The sequence below is a fragment of the Paraburkholderia sp. J69-1 genome, assembly GCF_905220255.1.
Taxonomy (GTDB): domain Bacteria; phylum Pseudomonadota; class Gammaproteobacteria; order Burkholderiales; family Burkholderiaceae; genus Paraburkholderia.
The window spans coordinates 15,752-33,076 of the sequence record NZ_CAJMZG010000044.1 but is presented as its reverse complement, the minus strand read 5'-3'; the positions used below and the strand labels follow the sequence as shown (position 1 = coordinate 33,076).

The 17,325-nt window shown below is 61.9% G+C and carries 5 protein-coding genes and 1 pseudogene; 1 reads left to right on the top strand and 5 read right to left on the bottom strand.

Going from position 1 to position 17,325, the window contains the following annotated elements; genetic code table 11:
- Nucleotides 1–169: 169 nt before the first annotated feature.
- Nucleotides 170–676: an immunity 42 family protein gene (locus U5A67_RS39795; RefSeq protein WP_321818696.1), complete on the bottom strand. Its 507-nt coding sequence runs from the start codon at nt 674–676 to the stop codon at nt 170–172.
- Between the two features lie 61 nt (nt 677–737).
- Here U5A67_RS39795 and U5A67_RS39790 point away from each other — a divergent pair.
- Nucleotides 738–1,100, top strand: a pseudogene (locus U5A67_RS39790) (IS5/IS1182 family transposase); the annotation flags it as partial.
- 345 nt (nt 1,101–1,445) lie between these two features.
- On the opposite strand, the gene U5A67_RS39785 reads toward U5A67_RS39790, so the two are convergent.
- The 4 genes from U5A67_RS39785 to U5A67_RS39770 form a co-directional block, all read right to left on the bottom strand.
- Nucleotides 1,446–1,790 carry a hypothetical protein gene (locus U5A67_RS39785; protein ID WP_321818697.1) on the bottom strand — a complete coding sequence of 115 codons (345 nt, stop codon included), beginning with the start codon at nt 1,788–1,790 and terminating at the stop codon, nt 1,446–1,448.
- Nucleotides 1,791–1,992: 202 nt separating this feature from the next.
- Nucleotides 1,993–2,292, bottom strand: a complete 300-nt coding sequence (locus tag U5A67_RS39780) for a YrhB domain-containing protein (protein ID WP_321818698.1) — start codon at nt 2,290–2,292, stop codon at nt 1,993–1,995.
- A 6-nt stretch (nt 2,293–2,298) separates the two neighbouring features.
- Nucleotides 2,299–15,525, bottom strand: coding sequence for a hemagglutinin repeat-containing protein (locus U5A67_RS39775; protein WP_321818699.1), 13,227 nt, complete (start codon nt 15,523–15,525; stop codon nt 2,299–2,301).
- On the bottom strand, nt 15,522–17,237 hold the full coding sequence (locus U5A67_RS39770; RefSeq protein ID WP_321818700.1) for a ShlB/FhaC/HecB family hemolysin secretion/activation protein: 1,716 nt from the start codon (nt 17,235–17,237) through the stop codon (nt 15,522–15,524). The genes U5A67_RS39775 and U5A67_RS39770 overlap by 4 nt, the downstream gene beginning before the upstream one ends.
- Nucleotides 17,238–17,325: the final 88 nt, after the last annotated feature.

Below are 17,325 nucleotides of genomic sequence, written 5' to 3'. Positions count from 1 at the left end.
ATCCGCAAGATTTGAAGGTCTAGCTGTTTGGTTAACATCACTAAAAACCTTGCCACCAACCTCACCTTGCGCGGAGACCACCGGCTTCTTATCTGCGCCCGATTGACCGTCACCATTCCCACTATTAAACGTAGCATTACCCGGCACATACCCCGGTGTTTCCAATTGGTCACTGGCAAGCGTCCAAGAGGCGATCCAGTTCTCCGCAGACCGTAGATGCCACTGCGTCGAACTCGCCGTTTGCCAGATCGACTGCCTTTATGGTGCCACCACTGTCAGACGAGTACAAAATTCTCGAAGTTTCTTGCGTATCAACCAAGTAGATAGACCAAGTGTCAAAGATATCGACTAGCGGGCAGACGTCAAAGCTCGCTGGCAGGAGGTCGGCGGGAATCAGCTTCGTTGCGTCGGTTCCACTTTCATTCAAAGATTCCTGGATTGCGCGAAATATCTCCTCTTCATCACGGACGGCAAGAGACGGCGCCGTGCGTTGCCCAGCGTCACCGATGATGTATCGCATCGAGAATAGGACATCGCGCAAAGACGTCCCTTTGTCAAAATCTCCGACTTGTTCACCACCGATCCAATAACAAAATTTGCCGAACATCCATGCCCCGCCGGAATGCTCGTTCAATTCACATTCGATCGCAAACCTTGCCTTTTCGCCGTATAACATTCTTATTTCCCCAGAATCTTTAGGGCACTCCAAGGAACCTTTGAGGCTGGAATTGTTCCGCTTGGAGCAGGCGGCAATCCTGTGCGACGCCACGCCGGAGGTCGCCATCGTCGACCGTGGCTATAAGGGTGTCGCCGTCGATGGTGTGCAAATCTACCACCCGGGCTTGCGGCGGGGTATCACACGCGGACTACGGGAGATGATCAGACGGCGCAGCGCAATCGAACCAGCCATCGGTCACATGAAGACAGACGGAAAACTCGATCGCAACTGGCTCAAGGGTGCGCTCGGCGATGCGATGCACGCGGTGCTGTGAGGTGCAGGCCATAATCTTCGGATGATCCTCACGAAGCTGCGGCTTCTCTATGCCTTTATTCTGAATGCCTTACTCAACCGTCGCATCGCTGGGCTTCTGTCGCCGTAGCGCCGGTGGTCGGCAAAACGAATTGTTCAGGACGGACCTCGTACTCTTCCCACCGCCGCCGCTCGCACTGAACCCCAGCGACATGCCCAAATGGCTCGCCGAGTTCTACAGGTTCGAATAACCGAACGTCTGTGTCGAGAGCGTGCTTTTGTCGGCGCTCGCCGTGCTCGACAGCACGCCACGTCGAGCTGCGTGTGATTCCAGACATCGACGCTAAAGCCTTTTCTTCCGCCGGATCGCCGCTCGCCTCCTTGTGAATTACCCCGCCTCATTCCAACGCAGTCGCCGTTTATACAGGCCCACCGACTGATGACAGCGGGTTCACGATGTCAAATTCAAAGCAGTTCACAGCCTTACAATCATCGGATTTTCATATTTATATATGACAAAATCCACAATTTTTCTCATAACACCAAAGAAAATAGATTCGTTGAGTCTTTCAAAAACACCCGATATCTCCGCTCTATCACAGTAAACATATTTCCCGCCACCATAGGCAGGAACACTGGAGAATAGATGTTTCATGAGATTTTCGTGCTCAAGTAGTATTGCATTTCTCATATCATCAATAGCATCCATATCGGAAACAAAATACCCTACCTTATTAATCATCACAAAAACCCCTTCGAGACGCAATCGCGATCCATTGATTGCCCTGCGTTCATTTGCTATTAATTCCGCGACTTTCATAGGAATTTGTAATGAACAAAGACGACCTGTCCTGTAAATTTCTCTGGAATGTATGTTGAGTTGGGTGGAGTACTCAGTGTGTTTTCGACATCGGCACGATTGTTGTACGCGACCACAGCGTCCATCGGTCGAGGAATTCCTTTCTCAAGCAATTTGACGACTGAGATTCGGCTCGACCAAGCAGATGCACGCCACATTGGATTCAAAATCCGTTGGCCGTCTCAAACTGTTTTATCGAATTTTGCAGCGATAGAGCCGTTCCAAGTTGATGAATTTTCCCCGTTTCTTTCTCCACAACAATCGGTCCATTTCCGCCTAGAGCATAGAGCATATTTCCCGTTTCCAAGTATTTCTTGGAATTAAAAATAAAGACCCATCCATAAGATTTTTCAATGGTTTTATCGTCCATCACAACATATTTTTTTTCAGATCCTGAGGATATTTCCTCATCCAGGTAGTTTTGAACAATATGCAAAGCCTGATCTTTAGTGATAGTCATCATTACACCTCAATTGTCCGTTCTCAGAATAAACCAATGAGTATAGCCGTCATTCAGGTTCGTGGCGCCGCCTGACTGACCGTCAAGGAAGCGAACAGTCCCGTTTTGATTGATAACATTGCTGAAGTGCCCTATCTCGCCACCGCGAGCACCATAAACAACAGCTCTCGACCCGTCCCCCCAATTCAACATCGTCTGAGATATCGCTTCTGGATTGGTCCGCTGAATCCAATTAAAGACTGTTTTTCCGAAAGCAGTCGCAAGGTCTTCGGGACTTGTTACGGCCCCGGGCAACGCGCTTGTTGGGTTTCCAGCCAACGTTGCATCCGTCGCCACTGAACAGTTTGCGCAGTTCATCGTTCGCCCATCGGCAGGATAGACGGAGTTTACATCCCGGATACTGTATCCGCCGAGAGCACTATCTATCCCCGCGCTTATGCTATTGCTAGTTCCTGCGGCGATCTTATCCGTGAGGTACGCCAGTGCAGCACTGCCAACGAGCGACCCTACTGCGCTTGGACTCCACTGCCCGACACCTTGCATCGTGTCGGAGAAGCCGGCCAGCGTATTTACGCCCGTCTGCACCACGCCGGTCCGCTGGATAGATTGCCCCAACTCGCTTACTGGATTGCCGACGCCACCACCCACCGCCGAAAGCCCATCGGCAATAGTAAGCCCGAACTCCGTTGCGCCGTTGACAAAGGCGCTACCTGCGGCCAGAGCGAATTGACGCGTCCAGGCAACGCTTTGGCCTATTGTATTGGCCTCGCGGAGAATCTGATCAACCAAAGCGGCCCCCTTGCTGTAACTTAGGAAGCTCGGATCAGCGTTGTGTGCAGCTTGAAGTATCTCCTGCGCCTCAGCATCCATACCTCCGCCAGCCTCTATTTGCGAGTAGTGGATCTCATTTTGTGAACCCACCGCAAATTCGCCCGAACAATTGACGTCGACGCAGGCCGCGGAGACCAAGCGATTGAAGAGATCCGTATTGCCTTTCGCGAGTTGGAGGATCTTGTCAATTTCCTCTGGGTGTAACTGCCGGTTGTAGAGGTCGGCACTCAACGCTCCTCCCACACCACTAACTGCACCCGAAGTACCACCAACTCCTCCGCCTGCGACCGCGCCGGCCAGTCCCGCTGCGGGATTCGATAACAACGTGCCGCTAAGCGTATCGCCAACCACTTTGGCGGTTGCATTGCTCGCAAGATCACCCGCCACGGTGCCGGCAACGGCACCCTGTACACTGCCGCCGCCCAGAGCTGCGCCGATTGCGGCGACCGCAGCGTGCGATGCAATTCGAGCCGCGCCGTCATTGCTCCACAAAGCGATTTGCGCATCTGCGGCGTCCAAGTCCGCCTGCGCTTGCTGTGCCGCAGCCGTATCTCCGGACGCTTTCGCGCTGTCGAGTCGACTCTGCGCGTCGCTGATCTTCGAAGCAGCTTGCTGCTCAAAGTGCTGCGCGACATCACCCACCACCTGCATGCCGACCTGGCCAGTCGCCTGCTGGATCGCCATGTCATCCTGCACGGTCTGTGCATTGAACGTGTTCTGCACCACGCCATTTGCATTCGCCGTGTCGCGGCTAAGGCCCGCTGTGCTGTCCTGGCCCGTGCCCGCATCTTCGCGCACCGTGATCGTGCCAGCACTCACGGCGGCGTAGGTTGTGCCGCTCGCATCACTACTCGTTCCCGAAAGCGATACCCCAGACGGCCCCAGGCCTTGCGAAGTCTGCGGTCCTAGCGCGTGGTTGGCGCCCTGCGCTACCGGCGTGCTCAGGGTCACACCATCCTTCGTACTGTGGCCAAAACCCCCGCTAGCACTAAGCCCCACAGTGTCGCCAGAGTAGCTCGCGTGGTTCTCCAAATTTGTGAAACCCAGCGTTTGCGTCGACAGATTGTTCAACTCCGGGCTTGCGGTGCTCGCGATCACGCCGCCATCGAGCTGCGTATGATTGCCGACGTTGATGTCGAATCCGCCGTTGCGCGCATAGAAACCACTCTGCTGATTGACCGACTGATAGTCCGAATCGATTGTCTGCTGACTGAAACTCGCACTGCCGCTCACCGCCTGGCCTACGCAGATCGGCGGTATGCAGAGGCTCGCCTGAAACCCGCCGCTCGTCTGCTTGCTCGCGTATGTGCTTGTGTCCTGCTGGCTGGCGACATTGAGATCGCGGCCCACATTTGCGTCGATGCTATTGCCGGCTACTTCGGCGCCGCGAAGGTTGGTGTCGCGCCCACTCATCAGTGACAGCATGTTGCTCGCGGCAATCTGCGTATCCTGATTCGTGGAGCTTTGCCCGTTTGCGTTGCCATGCGCCATGCTCGCTGCCAACTCCACGGTGAAACCGTTTTGCTGGCCGCCAACGGCAAGCCCCACGCCGATGCTGCCGTTGCTGCTGCTATTGCTGCTTGATTGCTCGCTCGCATCCCTGGCGCTTTGCAGGTTGATATCCCGCGCGGCGTCGAGCGTCACGTTCTGGCCGGAAATCCGCGTACCCGCCGCATTGATGTCGCCGTCGGTAGCGGCGCCGCTCGCGTCCTTCGTGTCGCTTCCGGTCGCAACGAGAGTAACGTCATGGCCAGCCGTCAGCGTGCTGCCATCGTTCGCGAGCGTGGTCTGTTGCGTCTGACTGTGACTCGTGCCGCCACCGATGCTCACCGTCGCCTTGATGAGCGGCTGCGCCGTCGGTCCCGACATTGACGCGCGCGCAACCTGAATCGCGTTGTACGTAGCGAGGCCGGCCTGGGCAACGTCCAGCGCCTTGAGCCGCGAATTGTCCGTGCTGCTCGCCTGGTTCATGCTCTGGTTGATGGTCGCGACCGCATTGCCCACCGCGCCCCCAAGCGCCAGACTGACACCGAACTGACTCGAGCTCTGGCTGGCACTGCTCTGGGTGCCGTCCGTTCCCGGGTCAAGATTGAGGTTCTTGCCGGTCAATGCCAGGTCGCCGCCTGCGCTCAGGTCGGAACCTTGCACCGTCACGTCCTGCTTCGCGTCCAGTGTCACGTTGCCATTGGCGCTCACGAGCTGGCTGCGCATCGTGCTCTGCGTTTGCGCGGCGGAGTCCTCGACGCCATGATTGCTCGCCACGCCGACGCTAAAGCCGGTCGAAGTTCCATTACTGCCGAGGCCCCCGATCTTTTTGCTGCTCGACTCCTGATGATTGGTGCTGGAATCCAGCCCGGCCAGCACGTTGATCGCGCCCTGGCTGGCGACCAGGTCGACGCCCTGCGTGCCGCTGATCCCCGAACCGATCACGTTGATATCGCCGGTATCGCTTTTCACGACCACGCTGTTCGCAACCACGGTCGAAGCCGTCTGCGTGTTCGCGGTCTGCGTGCCGTTTGCGCTACTGCTCGCGGCGTTGTACGGCGACGGCCCGACACCGTCACTATTCGCCGTTCCGCCGACCCAGCGCGTCACGTCGCCGAGTGACGGCGCTGCGAGCGAGAAGCCCGAACTGGAACTGCTCGACTGCGTGCTTTGCTGCAATTGGTCGGTCGACGCCTGGAACGTGACGTCGTGGTTGGCGTTGAAAAGCGCCGTCCCGCCCGCGCTGATCGCCGAACCCGTCACCGTGATATCGCCGTCGAGCGCCTTGCCGCTCGCATCCTTCACCGCGCCGCCCGTTGCGTTCACGGTGACGTTGCCGCCCGCGCGCAGCGTGCTGCCCGCGTTGGTGACACTCGACAGATCGGTCGTGCTCGAACTGCTGCTGCGTCCATACGAAACAGAAATGCCGGGCGTATCCGCCGCGCTGGCGCCCACTTCGAGCAGCGTGTTCTGGCCGCGTTCGAATGCGTTACCTGAAGACGCATCGGCGCGCAGGTTCTTGACGGTATCGAGCGGCGTGCCCGTGATCGCAACCGTCAGACCGCTCGAATGGGCCTCCTGCTCGTCGTGGCTCTGCGCCGCGTCCTGGCCCGGATCGATGACGATGTTCTGCGCCTGCAACGCGATATTGCCGGTGGCGTCGCTCGTGTCAGCCGCCGCCTTGCCCGCGACCACATCGCTGCCGCCCACGTGCAGATCGCCGCCCGCGACGATCGACACATTACCCGCCGACGCGCCGACCGTACTGCGCGCCTGGCTTTGCGTGACCGATCCCGCATCGTATTGCTGGTGCTGCTCGCTGGAGCCGACGCTGATACCCAGGCCGCCGGTGAACGAGAACCCGGAATGCTTCTCCTGGTAGTACTCGTTGTCCTGATAGGTTTCCGTGGCAGCGCTGAGGTTGACGTCGCCCGTGGCGGCCAGCGCAACCGCATCGGTGCCGACGATGTTGCTGCCGGTCACGTTGAGGTTCTTGCCCGCCGATATCGCCACGGAATCCGCAGAGATCAGGCTGGCGTCGGCCTGCGTCGATGCGTTGTTGCTCACGCTCTCGCGGCTCGTGCTGCTCAGCACGCCGCTGTGGCTGCCCGATGCCTGGAAATCGGAAACGTGCGTCTCGCTCGCGGCGGCGATGTTCACGTCGCCGGCTGCCGCGAGCGTTGCCGTGCCTTTCGTCAATGTGATGCTGCTGCCGCTCAGATCGATGTCCTTGCCGGACAACACGCTGAGGTTATCGCCGCTGTTGATCGTCGTGCCGGTAACCGCATCGTCCGAGGTGTGCAGTGACGCCGAATAGCTACCGTGATGGTCGTGGCCGGAACTGCTGTCGTCCACCGTCGAGGTCGCCGTGGCTGCTTGCAGCGTCACGTTGCCGCCTGCCGCCACGGTGCCGCCACCGCCCAGATCCAATTTCGCGCCGCTGGCTGTGAGATCACCGCCGACGGCAATCATCGACGCCCCGCCCACCTTCACGCTGCTGCCCGTGTCGCTGACGAGATGGGTATCGGAAACGGAGCTCGCCGTCAGCACCACCTTCGTCTCGCCGGTCTGTGCCACACCGAGGTTCCAGTTGCCGCCGATACTCATGCCGAGTGCGCCACCCACGTTCAACGCAGCGGCGTTCTGCTCCAGATTCCCGCCGGTGACGATCGCCGCATTGCCGGTCACGTTGATGCTCGCCAGCGGTCCGAGCGTCGAGGTATCGCGTGTCACGCTGTCGCCGTTCGCCTGATGCAGCGAATTCACCGCCGTATTCAGGATCACGTCGTTGCCGGCCTGCAACGCAAGAGTGCCCGCGTTCACGGTCGCCGAGGTCAGGTTCACGTTGCCCGCCGAAACAAGCGACAACTGCCCGCCGCTTTGCAGCGTACCGAACGAGCTGTCGATGTTCTGCGCGTCGACGGCAAAGCTGTTGGTCGCGCTAATCGTGCCGCTGTTGGTCACGGTCTGCGCATTCTGCAGATCGATGTCGGTTGCCGCGATCACCGGCCCGTTGGCCATGTTTTCCTGGCTGGCCTTGGCCAGATAGACCACCGGCACGAGCACCGACTGCCCGTCGACCACCTGAGTCTGCATGATCACGACATTGCTCGTGAGCTGCGCCACCTGATCGGGCGTGAGGCCCGTTCCCGGCGCGAGATCGAGCGATTTCGCCAACTGCGCGCCCGAGGTCATCAGCGCCTTGAATTCGTCCTGCGTGTCGGCATAATTGGTCAGCACCGACTTGCCCGTCATCGACAGGATCTGGTTCTGGACGAGCTGTTGCTCGTAGAACCCGTCGCCCAGCCGCATCTGCGTCTGCTGGGGATCCATGCCCATCTGCTGGAAGTAGTAATTGCTCGACAGCCACTGCTGCTGGTTCGCGAACGCGGGATTGGTCTCGATCAGATAAGGCGCGTTGGGTGCCGTATCCGCGCTGAACAGACCGCCGCTGGGCACCGTGATGTTGTTGAGCACCTTGACCGCCGTAGCGGCCGCGATCGTCGGATTACCGGAATTGGCGAGTCCGCTGTTGGCCAGTTTGCCGCCCTGAACCGCTACAGTCGATGCATGCGAGCCGCCGCTCGCAGCAATCGAACCGCTCACGGCGTTGGCGCTCACCGCACCGCCTGCCGATCCCGTACCGATCGTGCCGCTCACCAGTCCCGCGCCGATGGCCCCACCGGTGGAGCCTGAACTGATGGTCCCGCTCGCTGCACCTGCGGAGATCGTGCCGCCCGTTGGTACGCTGCCGATCGTGCCGTTGATGGCTCCCGCGCCCGTTGCCGTCAGTGACTGCCCCGGCAGCAGTCCGAGCGGCGCCACGCCCGCATTGCCGGCCGTGTTGTCAATGGTCATGCCGGTGCCGCTGAGCGTGCCGTTTGCCACGAAACTCGACTCGTAGCCCGGCAACGCGTACGTCCGGATGTCGGCGGGCGCCGGCTGGCTGTAGCCCCCCGGATTGGACGTCACGAAACCGGCATCTCCAAACGGCAATTGCCAGTTGTGTTCGCTGTTGTCGTAGTTGTTGTAGTGATACTCGCCCGAATACGTGACCTGCACCTGCGGCGCCGTCTGGCCCTGCCAGCTGTTCTGGTCAAGTGTCGTGGGGCCTGCAATATTGCCAGTGGCGGCCACCTGGCTCCAGTGGTTCTGGAACAGGCTAACCGTTGACGTATTGAGGTTGCCGCCCGCAAGGATCTGCGCTTCTGGACTGATGGAGGCGACCGTGTTGGCGACCGCGACACCGGTATAGGTCGTGTACTGATAGCCGCTGTTCCACTGCCCGCCATGTGGCACCTGGGTGTAAGCGCCGCCGATCAGGTTCGGGTCGCCCTGGACGACCCAGCCGACCGACTGGCCAGAGCATGCCTCCATGTAAATAGCCGTGCAGCCCGACATGCTGATGCCGAGGCTATCGAGTAGCGCCGGGTCGACTGAGGACGTCAAACCGGTCGTGGTCATCTCGCGGCGGGTGTTGGTCACCTGATTCGCGTCGATCGTCATGTCGCCGAAAGACTGAATCAACGCAGACTGGTTGTGCACCAGAGTGGCGTTGATGTAATTACCGCCTGCGTCCTTGCCTCCCGCCAGCACAACCTTGCCGAGGCCGTAAATCGCGGTCGTCGCCTGCGAATCGGTTGCGGTCGTGTCGTCCCGGTTTTCGATGTCCTGCGCCAGCAGTTCAAGCGTGCCCGCGCTGTCGGTTGCGCCGATCAGCGCACTCGTGCCCACGTTCGAAAGCGTCTGCGTAGCGTTGAGCGACACGCTGCCGCCCACGATCGTGCCCGTGTTGGTCAACGTGGTCGAATGGGTGGTGAGCATGCCACCTGCCACCAGTGCGCCGGAGTTCTTAATATTGCTTGCGCTAACACTGAGGCCATTCGCCGCCGATAAGCCGCCGACATTCGTAAAGGTGCCCGGCAACGAGAAGGCGAGCGTGCCGCCGGCATTGAAGCTGTAGCTCGGTGAGGTCGTAAAATCACCCTGCAGATTCAACGCAAGATTGCCGACGGCGCTGTATGCGCCGCCGCCGAGTACAGAATTCGCGGTGAGCGAGAGATTGCGCGATGCGCCGATGCGTCCGCCCGTCCCGGTCAGATTGCCTGTCGCAGAAATCGCCACATCACCCGCGACGTTCGCCACATGCGCGACGTTGCCGATTGTCCCGCCGCTGTTGTCGAGGTTGCCCGCGTTGATCTGCAGGTTCGCGCCACTGAGCTGCCCCCCTTGCGTGTTCGAAATCGAAGTCGCAGCCAGCGTGACATCACCGTTGCCACTTATCGAACCCATGCCTGACACACCGCCCGCATTGGCGTTGGTAATGCTGCTGCCGCCTTCGAGCGTGGTCGTGCCCGTGCCGACATTGGTGATCGCGCCGCCGCTGTTGTCGATCGACGCCGCGCTCAGGCTCAGCGTGCTGCCGGCCACAACGCCGCCAGCGCCGATCACGCCCGCGGCGTTGATCAACTGATCGCCGCTGGACGCACTCAGACCGGTGCCCGACGAAAGCCGTCCTGAGGTGTTGTTCAGCACGCCCTGAACGACGGCGGACAGGATGTTCTGCGAAGACAATGTACCGTGCGTGTTGTCGAGCGTGCCGGCGGACACCGTCGCTGCGCCGTTGGTGATGATCTTGCCGCCTGCGTTGCTCAACGAACCGGCGCCATTGCCCGCAACGATGGTCAACGTGCCCGAGCCCGCGTGCGTGATCGTGCCGCCGCTATTGTCCAGCGACGCGGGTGTAATCGTCAGGTCCGTGCTGTTGCTCTGAAGCACGCCGCCGTTCGCGTTGTCGAGCGTGTCGCTCACGTCCAGCGAAAGCGAGCCGCTGCCGAGTTGCGTGATCGTGCCGCCTTCGTTCGACAGGTTCGTCGCCCTGAGGGCGAGCTGGTTCGCGATGAGCCGGCCGCCGCTGTTGTCGAGCTGCGGCGCCGAGATCGCGACAGAATCGCCGCTCACGAGACCGCTCGCGTTCCTGAACGATGCCGCACTCGCCGTCAGCGTTTGCGCGCTGAGCGTGCCGTTGCTGTTGTCCAGTGTGCCGTCGATTGCCACGCCAAGACGCTGTCCGGCTGTAATACTGCCGCCATTCGTCAGCGAGGCGGCCTGCAGCGTGCCGTTGCCAGTCGCTGCGATCGTGCCGCCCGTGTTCGTCAGGGCCGCGCCGCCGCTGAGGCTGAAATCGGCGTTGGAGGCGATCTGCCCACGCGTGTTGTCGAGCTCGCCGGAAACGGTTGCGTCGAATCCGCCCTGGCCGCCGATCACGCCGCCCGTGTTGTCCACGCTGGCGGCCGACAACTTCGTCAGCCCATTGCTTACGATCTTGCCGCCTGCGTTATGCAATGAACTGGAGCCATCGGCCGCGCCGAGCGTCAGCGTGCCGGTGCCCGCATGCGTAATCGTGCCCGAGTCATTGTCGAGCGTCGAAGGCGCAATCGTCAGGTCCGTGCTATTGGCCTGGATGACCCCGCCGTTTGAATTGTCGAGCGTGCCGCTCACGGCGAAGCCCATCGCTCCCGACCCGAGCTGGGTCAGCGAACCGTGCTCGTTGGCGAGGTTCGCGGCACTCAGGCTTAATTGCTCCGCGATAATCTGACCGCTGCTATTGTCCAGCCCGGTCGCCGTCGCCGAGACCGTATTGCCGCTGACCACGCCGCCAGCGTTGCGCAACGAAGCCGCCTGAGCGTTGACTGTCTGCGCGCTCAAGGTGCCGCCGCTGTTGTCGAGCATGCTCGTCGCCGTGGCGTTCAGCACCTGCCCGGCCGTGATGTTGCCCGTGTTCGTCAGCGAAGCCGCCTGCACGGTACTGTTCCCTGCAGCAGTTATCACGCCGTCGGCGTTCGTCAGGTCCGCACCGCTCGACACCTTCAGATCGGCATTCGACGCCAGCTGACCGTGCGTGTTGTTCAATCCGTCCGCCACGGTCGCGGTCAACCCGGCATGACCGCCGATCGCCCCACCCGTGTTATCGACGCTGCCCGCCGCGAGGACCGTCTGCCCATTGCTGACGATCGAACCGCCTGCGTTGGAGAGCGCTCCTGTGCCACTGGCGGCATCGATCGTCAGCGTGCCGGTGCCAGCGTGCGTGATCGTGCCGCCGTCGTTGTCAAGCGTCGAAGGCATGAGTGCGAGATCCGCGCTGTTGGATTGCAACAGGCCACCGTTCGAATTGTCGAACGCGCCGCTGACCGCGAACCCCATCCCGCCCGAACCAAGCTGCGTCAGCGTACCGTGTTCGTTGATCAGGTTCGCGGCGCTCAGACTGAGTTGCTCCGCGATGATCTGACCGCTGCTGTTGTCGAGCCGCGTCGCCGCTACGGTCGTGGTATTCGCGCTGATCGTCCCGTACGCGTTCTTCAGCTGAGCGGCATTCGCCACCACAGTCGCACCGCCGAGCGAGCCGCTACTGTTGTCGAGCGTGCCCGCGACGTTAGCCGTCAAGGTCTGCCCGGCCGAGATCTTTCCGCTGTTCGTCAGCAAAGCCGCGTTGATCGTAGCGTCATCAGTCGCCGTGATCGTACCGCCTGCGTTGGTCAGCGCGCCGCTCGCAACGCTCAGGCCCGCATTCGACGCCAGTTGCCCCTGCCAGTTGTTCAGCGCGCCCGCTACCGTCGCATCGAGGCCGGCCTGACCTCCCAACGCACCGCCGGTGTTATCAAGGCTTCCAGCGCTCAACACGGTGCGGCCGTTGCTCACGATCGTCCCGCCCGCGTTCGTGACCGCTCCCGCACCGTTCGCGGCGTCAATCGTCAGCGTCCCGCTCCCCGCGTGCGTAATCTTGCCGCCATCGTTGTTCAACGTCGCAGGCGCGAGCGTCAGATCGGTGCTGTTTGCCTGCAGCACGCCGCCGTTCGCGTTGTCGAGCGTACCGCTCACGTCGAGCCCCATCGCGCCGGTGCCCAGTTGCGTGATCGTGCCGCCTTCGTTCGTCAGGTTCGTCGCCGCAAGCGCAAGCTGATCGGCGATGATGCTGCCGTGGCTATCGTCGAGTTGCGGAGCAGTGAGCGCAACAACGTGAGCGCTGATCGTACCGCCCGAGTTTTTCAGCGACGCCGCACTTGCCGTGATCGTCTGTGCGCCCAGCGTGCCAGCGCTGTTGTCCAGCGTACCCGTGATCGTGGCATCGAGGCTCTGCCCGGCCGTGATACTGCCGCCGTTCGTCAGCGTCGCGGCCTGCACGGACACATTGCCCGCCGCAGACATCGTCCCGCCGGTGTTCGCGATACCCGTGCCGCTCGCGACGCTCAGGTCCGCGTTCGAATCGAGTTGCCCGTTCGCGTTGTTCAACGCGCCGCTTGCCGTTGCATTCAACCCGTTCGCCGCAGAAATCGCACCGCCCGTGTTATCGATACTGCCCGCCGAGACATTCGCAAGCCCGTTGGTCGCGATCTTGCCGCCGACATTCGTCAGCGCTCCCGCGCCGGTATCGATCGCCAACGTGCCGGTGCCCGCGTGCGTGATCGTGCCGCCGTCGTTGTCCAGCGTGGCCGGAGCGAGCGTCATATCCGCTCCCGCGCTCTGGATCAGGCCGCCCGACGAATTGTCGATAGCGCCGCTAACGTTCAAGCCGATCGCAGCCGCGCCGAGCTGGGTCAGCTCGCCACCCGCATTGGTCAGATTCGTCGCACTGATGTCGAGCTGGTTCGCGGTGATCTTGCCGCCGCTATTGTCGAGCTGTGGCGCGCTGATCGAAACGCTGTCGGCGCTGATCGCTCCATTCGCATTCAAGATCGATGCCGCGTTTGCCCGCAAGGTCGCCGCGCTCATCGAGCCGTTGCTGTTGTCGAGCGCGCCCGATGTCGTGACGGCCAGCGTCTTCGCAGCCGTGAGCGTGCCGCTGTTGGCAAGCGTGGCCGCGCGGATCGTCGCGTCACCATTGCCGCCGATCACGCCGCCCGTTGCACCCTGGGCGGTCGTGCCCGCAGTATTTTCAATCTGGCCGCTCGCCGTGAGCGTCAGCCCGTCGCCGTTTTCGGAGACGATGCGCCCGGCCGCGTTCTGCACATTCGCGCCGGAGACCTTGACCGCGCCCGCGGCCTGCAGTTGCCCCGCGGTATTGTCGATATCGCCGTTCGAAGTCACGTTCAGCGCCTGCGCCGAGGTGATTGAACCTGACCGGTTGCCCACACTGGATGCGGCAATCGTCGCCACGCCGTTGGTGGCCAGAGTGCCACCGGTGTTGTCGAGCGCGCCGGTCTGCACATTCAGCGCGCCGCTTCCAGCCTGGCTGATCGTGCCGTTCGCATTGGTCAGGGCCGCCGAGTGAATCGTGGTGTTCTGCGCGTTGCTCGTGAGCGAGCCGCCGCTATTGTCGAAAGCACCGGTCGCCGCGAGCGTCGTGTCGCCCGTGCCGGTCTGCGAGAGCGTGCCGCCCCGGTTCGAGAGGGCGCCCGCCGTCACGTTCAGTTGTGCGGCGCTTGCCTGCCCCTGATCGTTCGTGACGGTGCCCGCGGCGTTGGCCGTCAGCGTGCCGCCCGCCTGCAGCAACGCCCCGCTATGCGCGATGTTGCCGCTATCGCCGCCCGCGCCAGTCGCGATCAGCGACACGTCGCCGCTCGCCTGGGTCTGCGCGCCCGCCATGTTCACGCTGCTGCCGGTCATCGCCAGATTGCCGCCCGCCAGTTGCTGGCCGGTCGCCGTAATGGCGCCTGCGCCCGTCACCGACAGACTGCCGGAACCGGTGACGTTACCGTTGGCGTCGATGCCCGCGCCCAGCGTGCCGCCCGAAACGACGCTCGCTGCCGTGACCGACGTATTGCCGAGCGCCGCGATCGTGCCGCTGCCAGCCACTTGTCCCTGGCTGCTCACCGTCGTGTTCTGCGTTGCGTAGACGGAGCCGCTGATCGATACATCGCCAGCGGCCGCAATCGACAGATTGCCGCTCGCGCTAGCCGCGCCCGACAAGCTCACCTTGCCCTGGCTGCTCAACTGCAGATCGCCAGACTGGGCCGCCAGCGTGCCCGCGCTGTTGACGCCAACGCCAGTCTCCGTACCTTTGAGGACGATCTTGCCTGCGTACATGCCACCAAGCTGGGCAACGTCGATGGCGACACCCGGGCTATTGCCGTCCGCCCCCAACGCTGTCACGCCCAGATCGTCATGGCGAACGTCGTTGTTACCCGCGATCACATTGAGCGACTGGCCCGCCCAGATCTTGCCGTTGACGGCCACGCTGCGCGCGATCAGATCGACCTGATCGACATTGCTGGCGTTGAGCCCGTCCGAACTCACCTGGATCTGCCCGCCCCTCACATGGAATGCATCCAGACTCCCCGTGCCGCCGAACACTGGCGTGCCCGTCGTCAGGACGCCCCGGCTCGTATTGATGAAACCGCAACCATTACAGACGATGCCGGCCGGGTTGGCGATCACCACTTCGGCTTTCTGCCCCGCCACTTCGGTGTAGCCGAGCAACTGGCTCGCACTGCCGCCCACTACCTGATTGACGATCACGCGCGCACTGCCCGCGACCAGATTCGGATTGCCCGCTACGTAACCGGCCTGCTGCGTCTGCACGTTGCCCGACGCATTGTTCAGGATCAGACCTTGTGAGCCGACGTTGTACTGGGTGTAGTTGTTGTTCGATACGCCCGCGCTGTTGGGCGCGGTGATCTGCACGACCGGCAGACCGTTGGCGGTCACACCGACCACCGGCTTGCTGCCCGACGAAGGCGCCGCCACCACCTGCGCGTTCGCCAGCACCGGTTGCATGCCGAACACGCATAACGCGGCGAAGGCGACATGCCGCATCGACAGCATGTCGATACGGCTGACGCGCCCGGCGCGTGAAATAGCGGCGCAAGCACCTCGCAATGCGCTGGCGACGCGTCCTTTGCCGAGCGCCGTCGCCGTTTCCTGTACAACCGTCCAAAGCCCGCGAGCCGCGCTAAAAATGACGCGATGGATATTCTTGTTCATAGCTGGAAACTCACGCTGAAGCCCGCCACCGGCCAGTGATTGGGGAAACCGGTGGGCTGATACAGGGGGCCGCCGACAAATACGTCGTAGCTGGCATGGCGATAGAGGCTGCCGCGCAGGCCGATCACGGCCCCGGCGAGCCTGCGCCCGAGGAGGTTGTGTGCCTGCGGCCCGAACACCTCGCCGCCATCGATACCGATATAAATCGCCTGTCCGGTCTGCAGGATCGGCAATTCCAGATCGTTGCGCATGAACGCGCCCTTCTCTGCGGCCAGCACCGTATTGCCGTCAAAGCCGCGCACCGTATAGCGCCCGCCAATCGAGAAGTATTCGGTGGGATAGAGGACACTCGGCGAGTTCTGCGCACTCACCGTCCCCGTGTAGCGCAGCGGCACGCCGGCGATCGAGAACGGCACGCTCAGCGTCGCGTTGACGGTTTCGATGTGGTAGTAGTAGGTCGGCGTACCCGCGCCCACGCCAGCCAGATCGTGCTGCGCGCCGAACCAGGGCACGCCCCAGCGGTAGGCCAGCGAGCTGTCGAGTTGGGCAGCACCGAAGTAATGCTTATGCTCCCAGCCGATCTCCGCGAAACTGTTGTCGCGATGCTGGACATCGAGCTCCGAGCCATCAATAAAGGCCTCGCTGAAATACTTGCCCATGCGGAACTCGAGCGAGTTTTTCTGAACCTGGTTGCGATAGAACTGATATTCGACCTTGACGTCGAAGGTCTTCGACTTGCCGCTGGATACGAGCGTGCTGAACGCACCCGCGATCTGCTGGTGGTAGTTGTACTGGCTCGCCGTTGCGGTGAAGGTCCAGTTGCCCCAGGGAATCGAATAGAACGCACTGTTGCCATGCGTGCCGTATTGACCGGGATGCCCGTCGATGTCGTGGTTGTAGCTGATATTGAAGAGATCGGATAACCCAAGCGGATTGTCGATCGTGAGGCTTGCCGTTCCCTGGTACTGGCCGGTCGATTTCAGGCCGCTGTCGTCGGCACTCAGGGCGAGCGACCACGGTTTCTGCCGCTTTACCGCGATCACGACATCGCTTTCGCCGGTCGTCGGGCCCGGCACGATCTGCATGTCGACGTCCTGGTTCGGCACGCGCTTCATCTGCTCGAGGCCTTGCTCGAGACTGCGCAGATTCAGCAGATCGCCCGCGCGCGTGGGAAATGCGTTGCGCCACGTGCCGTAGGTCTTCGAATCGGCAAAACGAATCGCGCTGATTACACCGGGAATCAACTGGAGCTTGAGTTGACCCGTGGCCAGATCCTGCGGCGCGATTACGACACGCGTGGTCGAATAACCCTTCTCGATGATGAGTGCGGAAACCCGATGCACGATCAGGTTGAGCCCCGCGCGGCCAACGCACTGACCGCGATAGCGCTGGAGATAGTGGCTCGCGAAGGTCAGCTCGCCGGGGAAGAGCGGATTGGGCGAAAGCGCCTGCGCACCGGCGGCCTCCACCGTATCGCTCAAACCGGGCGGCACTTCAAGCGAGAGCGTGTCGAGACGAAAGCACGGTGTCTCCACCGGCAAACGGCCATCGTCGCGCGCTTCGGGCGATGCGGGCGCATTCGACTGAAGCTGGACGTTGGGGGCTGCGAGCGCACGCGCGCGCTCCTCGGCCTGCGCCTGGGCGCGCCGGCGCTGCTCCTGCTCGCCGAGCGTACCGGCCGACTGGGCATTGACAAGGCTGCTATGCAGCACCGCCAGGGCCAGCCCGCAAAGCGGCAAGACCCGACGGACGAACCTACGCAGCGCGTCAGGCTGTTCCCCAGCCACGCGCGCGTTTCCC

Bases quoted from the DNA above. Each gene is read 5' to 3' on its own strand.
- U5A67_RS39785 (WP_321818697.1), bottom strand. From the start codon at position 1,790: ATGAAAGTCGCGGAATTAATAGCAAATGAACGCAGGGCAATCAATGGA.
- U5A67_RS39795 (WP_321818696.1), bottom strand. From the start codon at position 676: ATGTTATACGGCGAAAAGGCAAGGTTTGCGATCGAATGTGAATTGAAC.
- U5A67_RS39775 (WP_321818699.1), bottom strand. From the start codon at position 15,525: ATGAACAAGAATATCCATCGCGTCATTTTTAGCGCGGCTCGCGGGCTT.
- U5A67_RS39780 (WP_321818698.1), bottom strand. From the start codon at position 2,292: ATGATGACTATCACTAAAGATCAGGCTTTGCATATTGTTCAAAACTAC.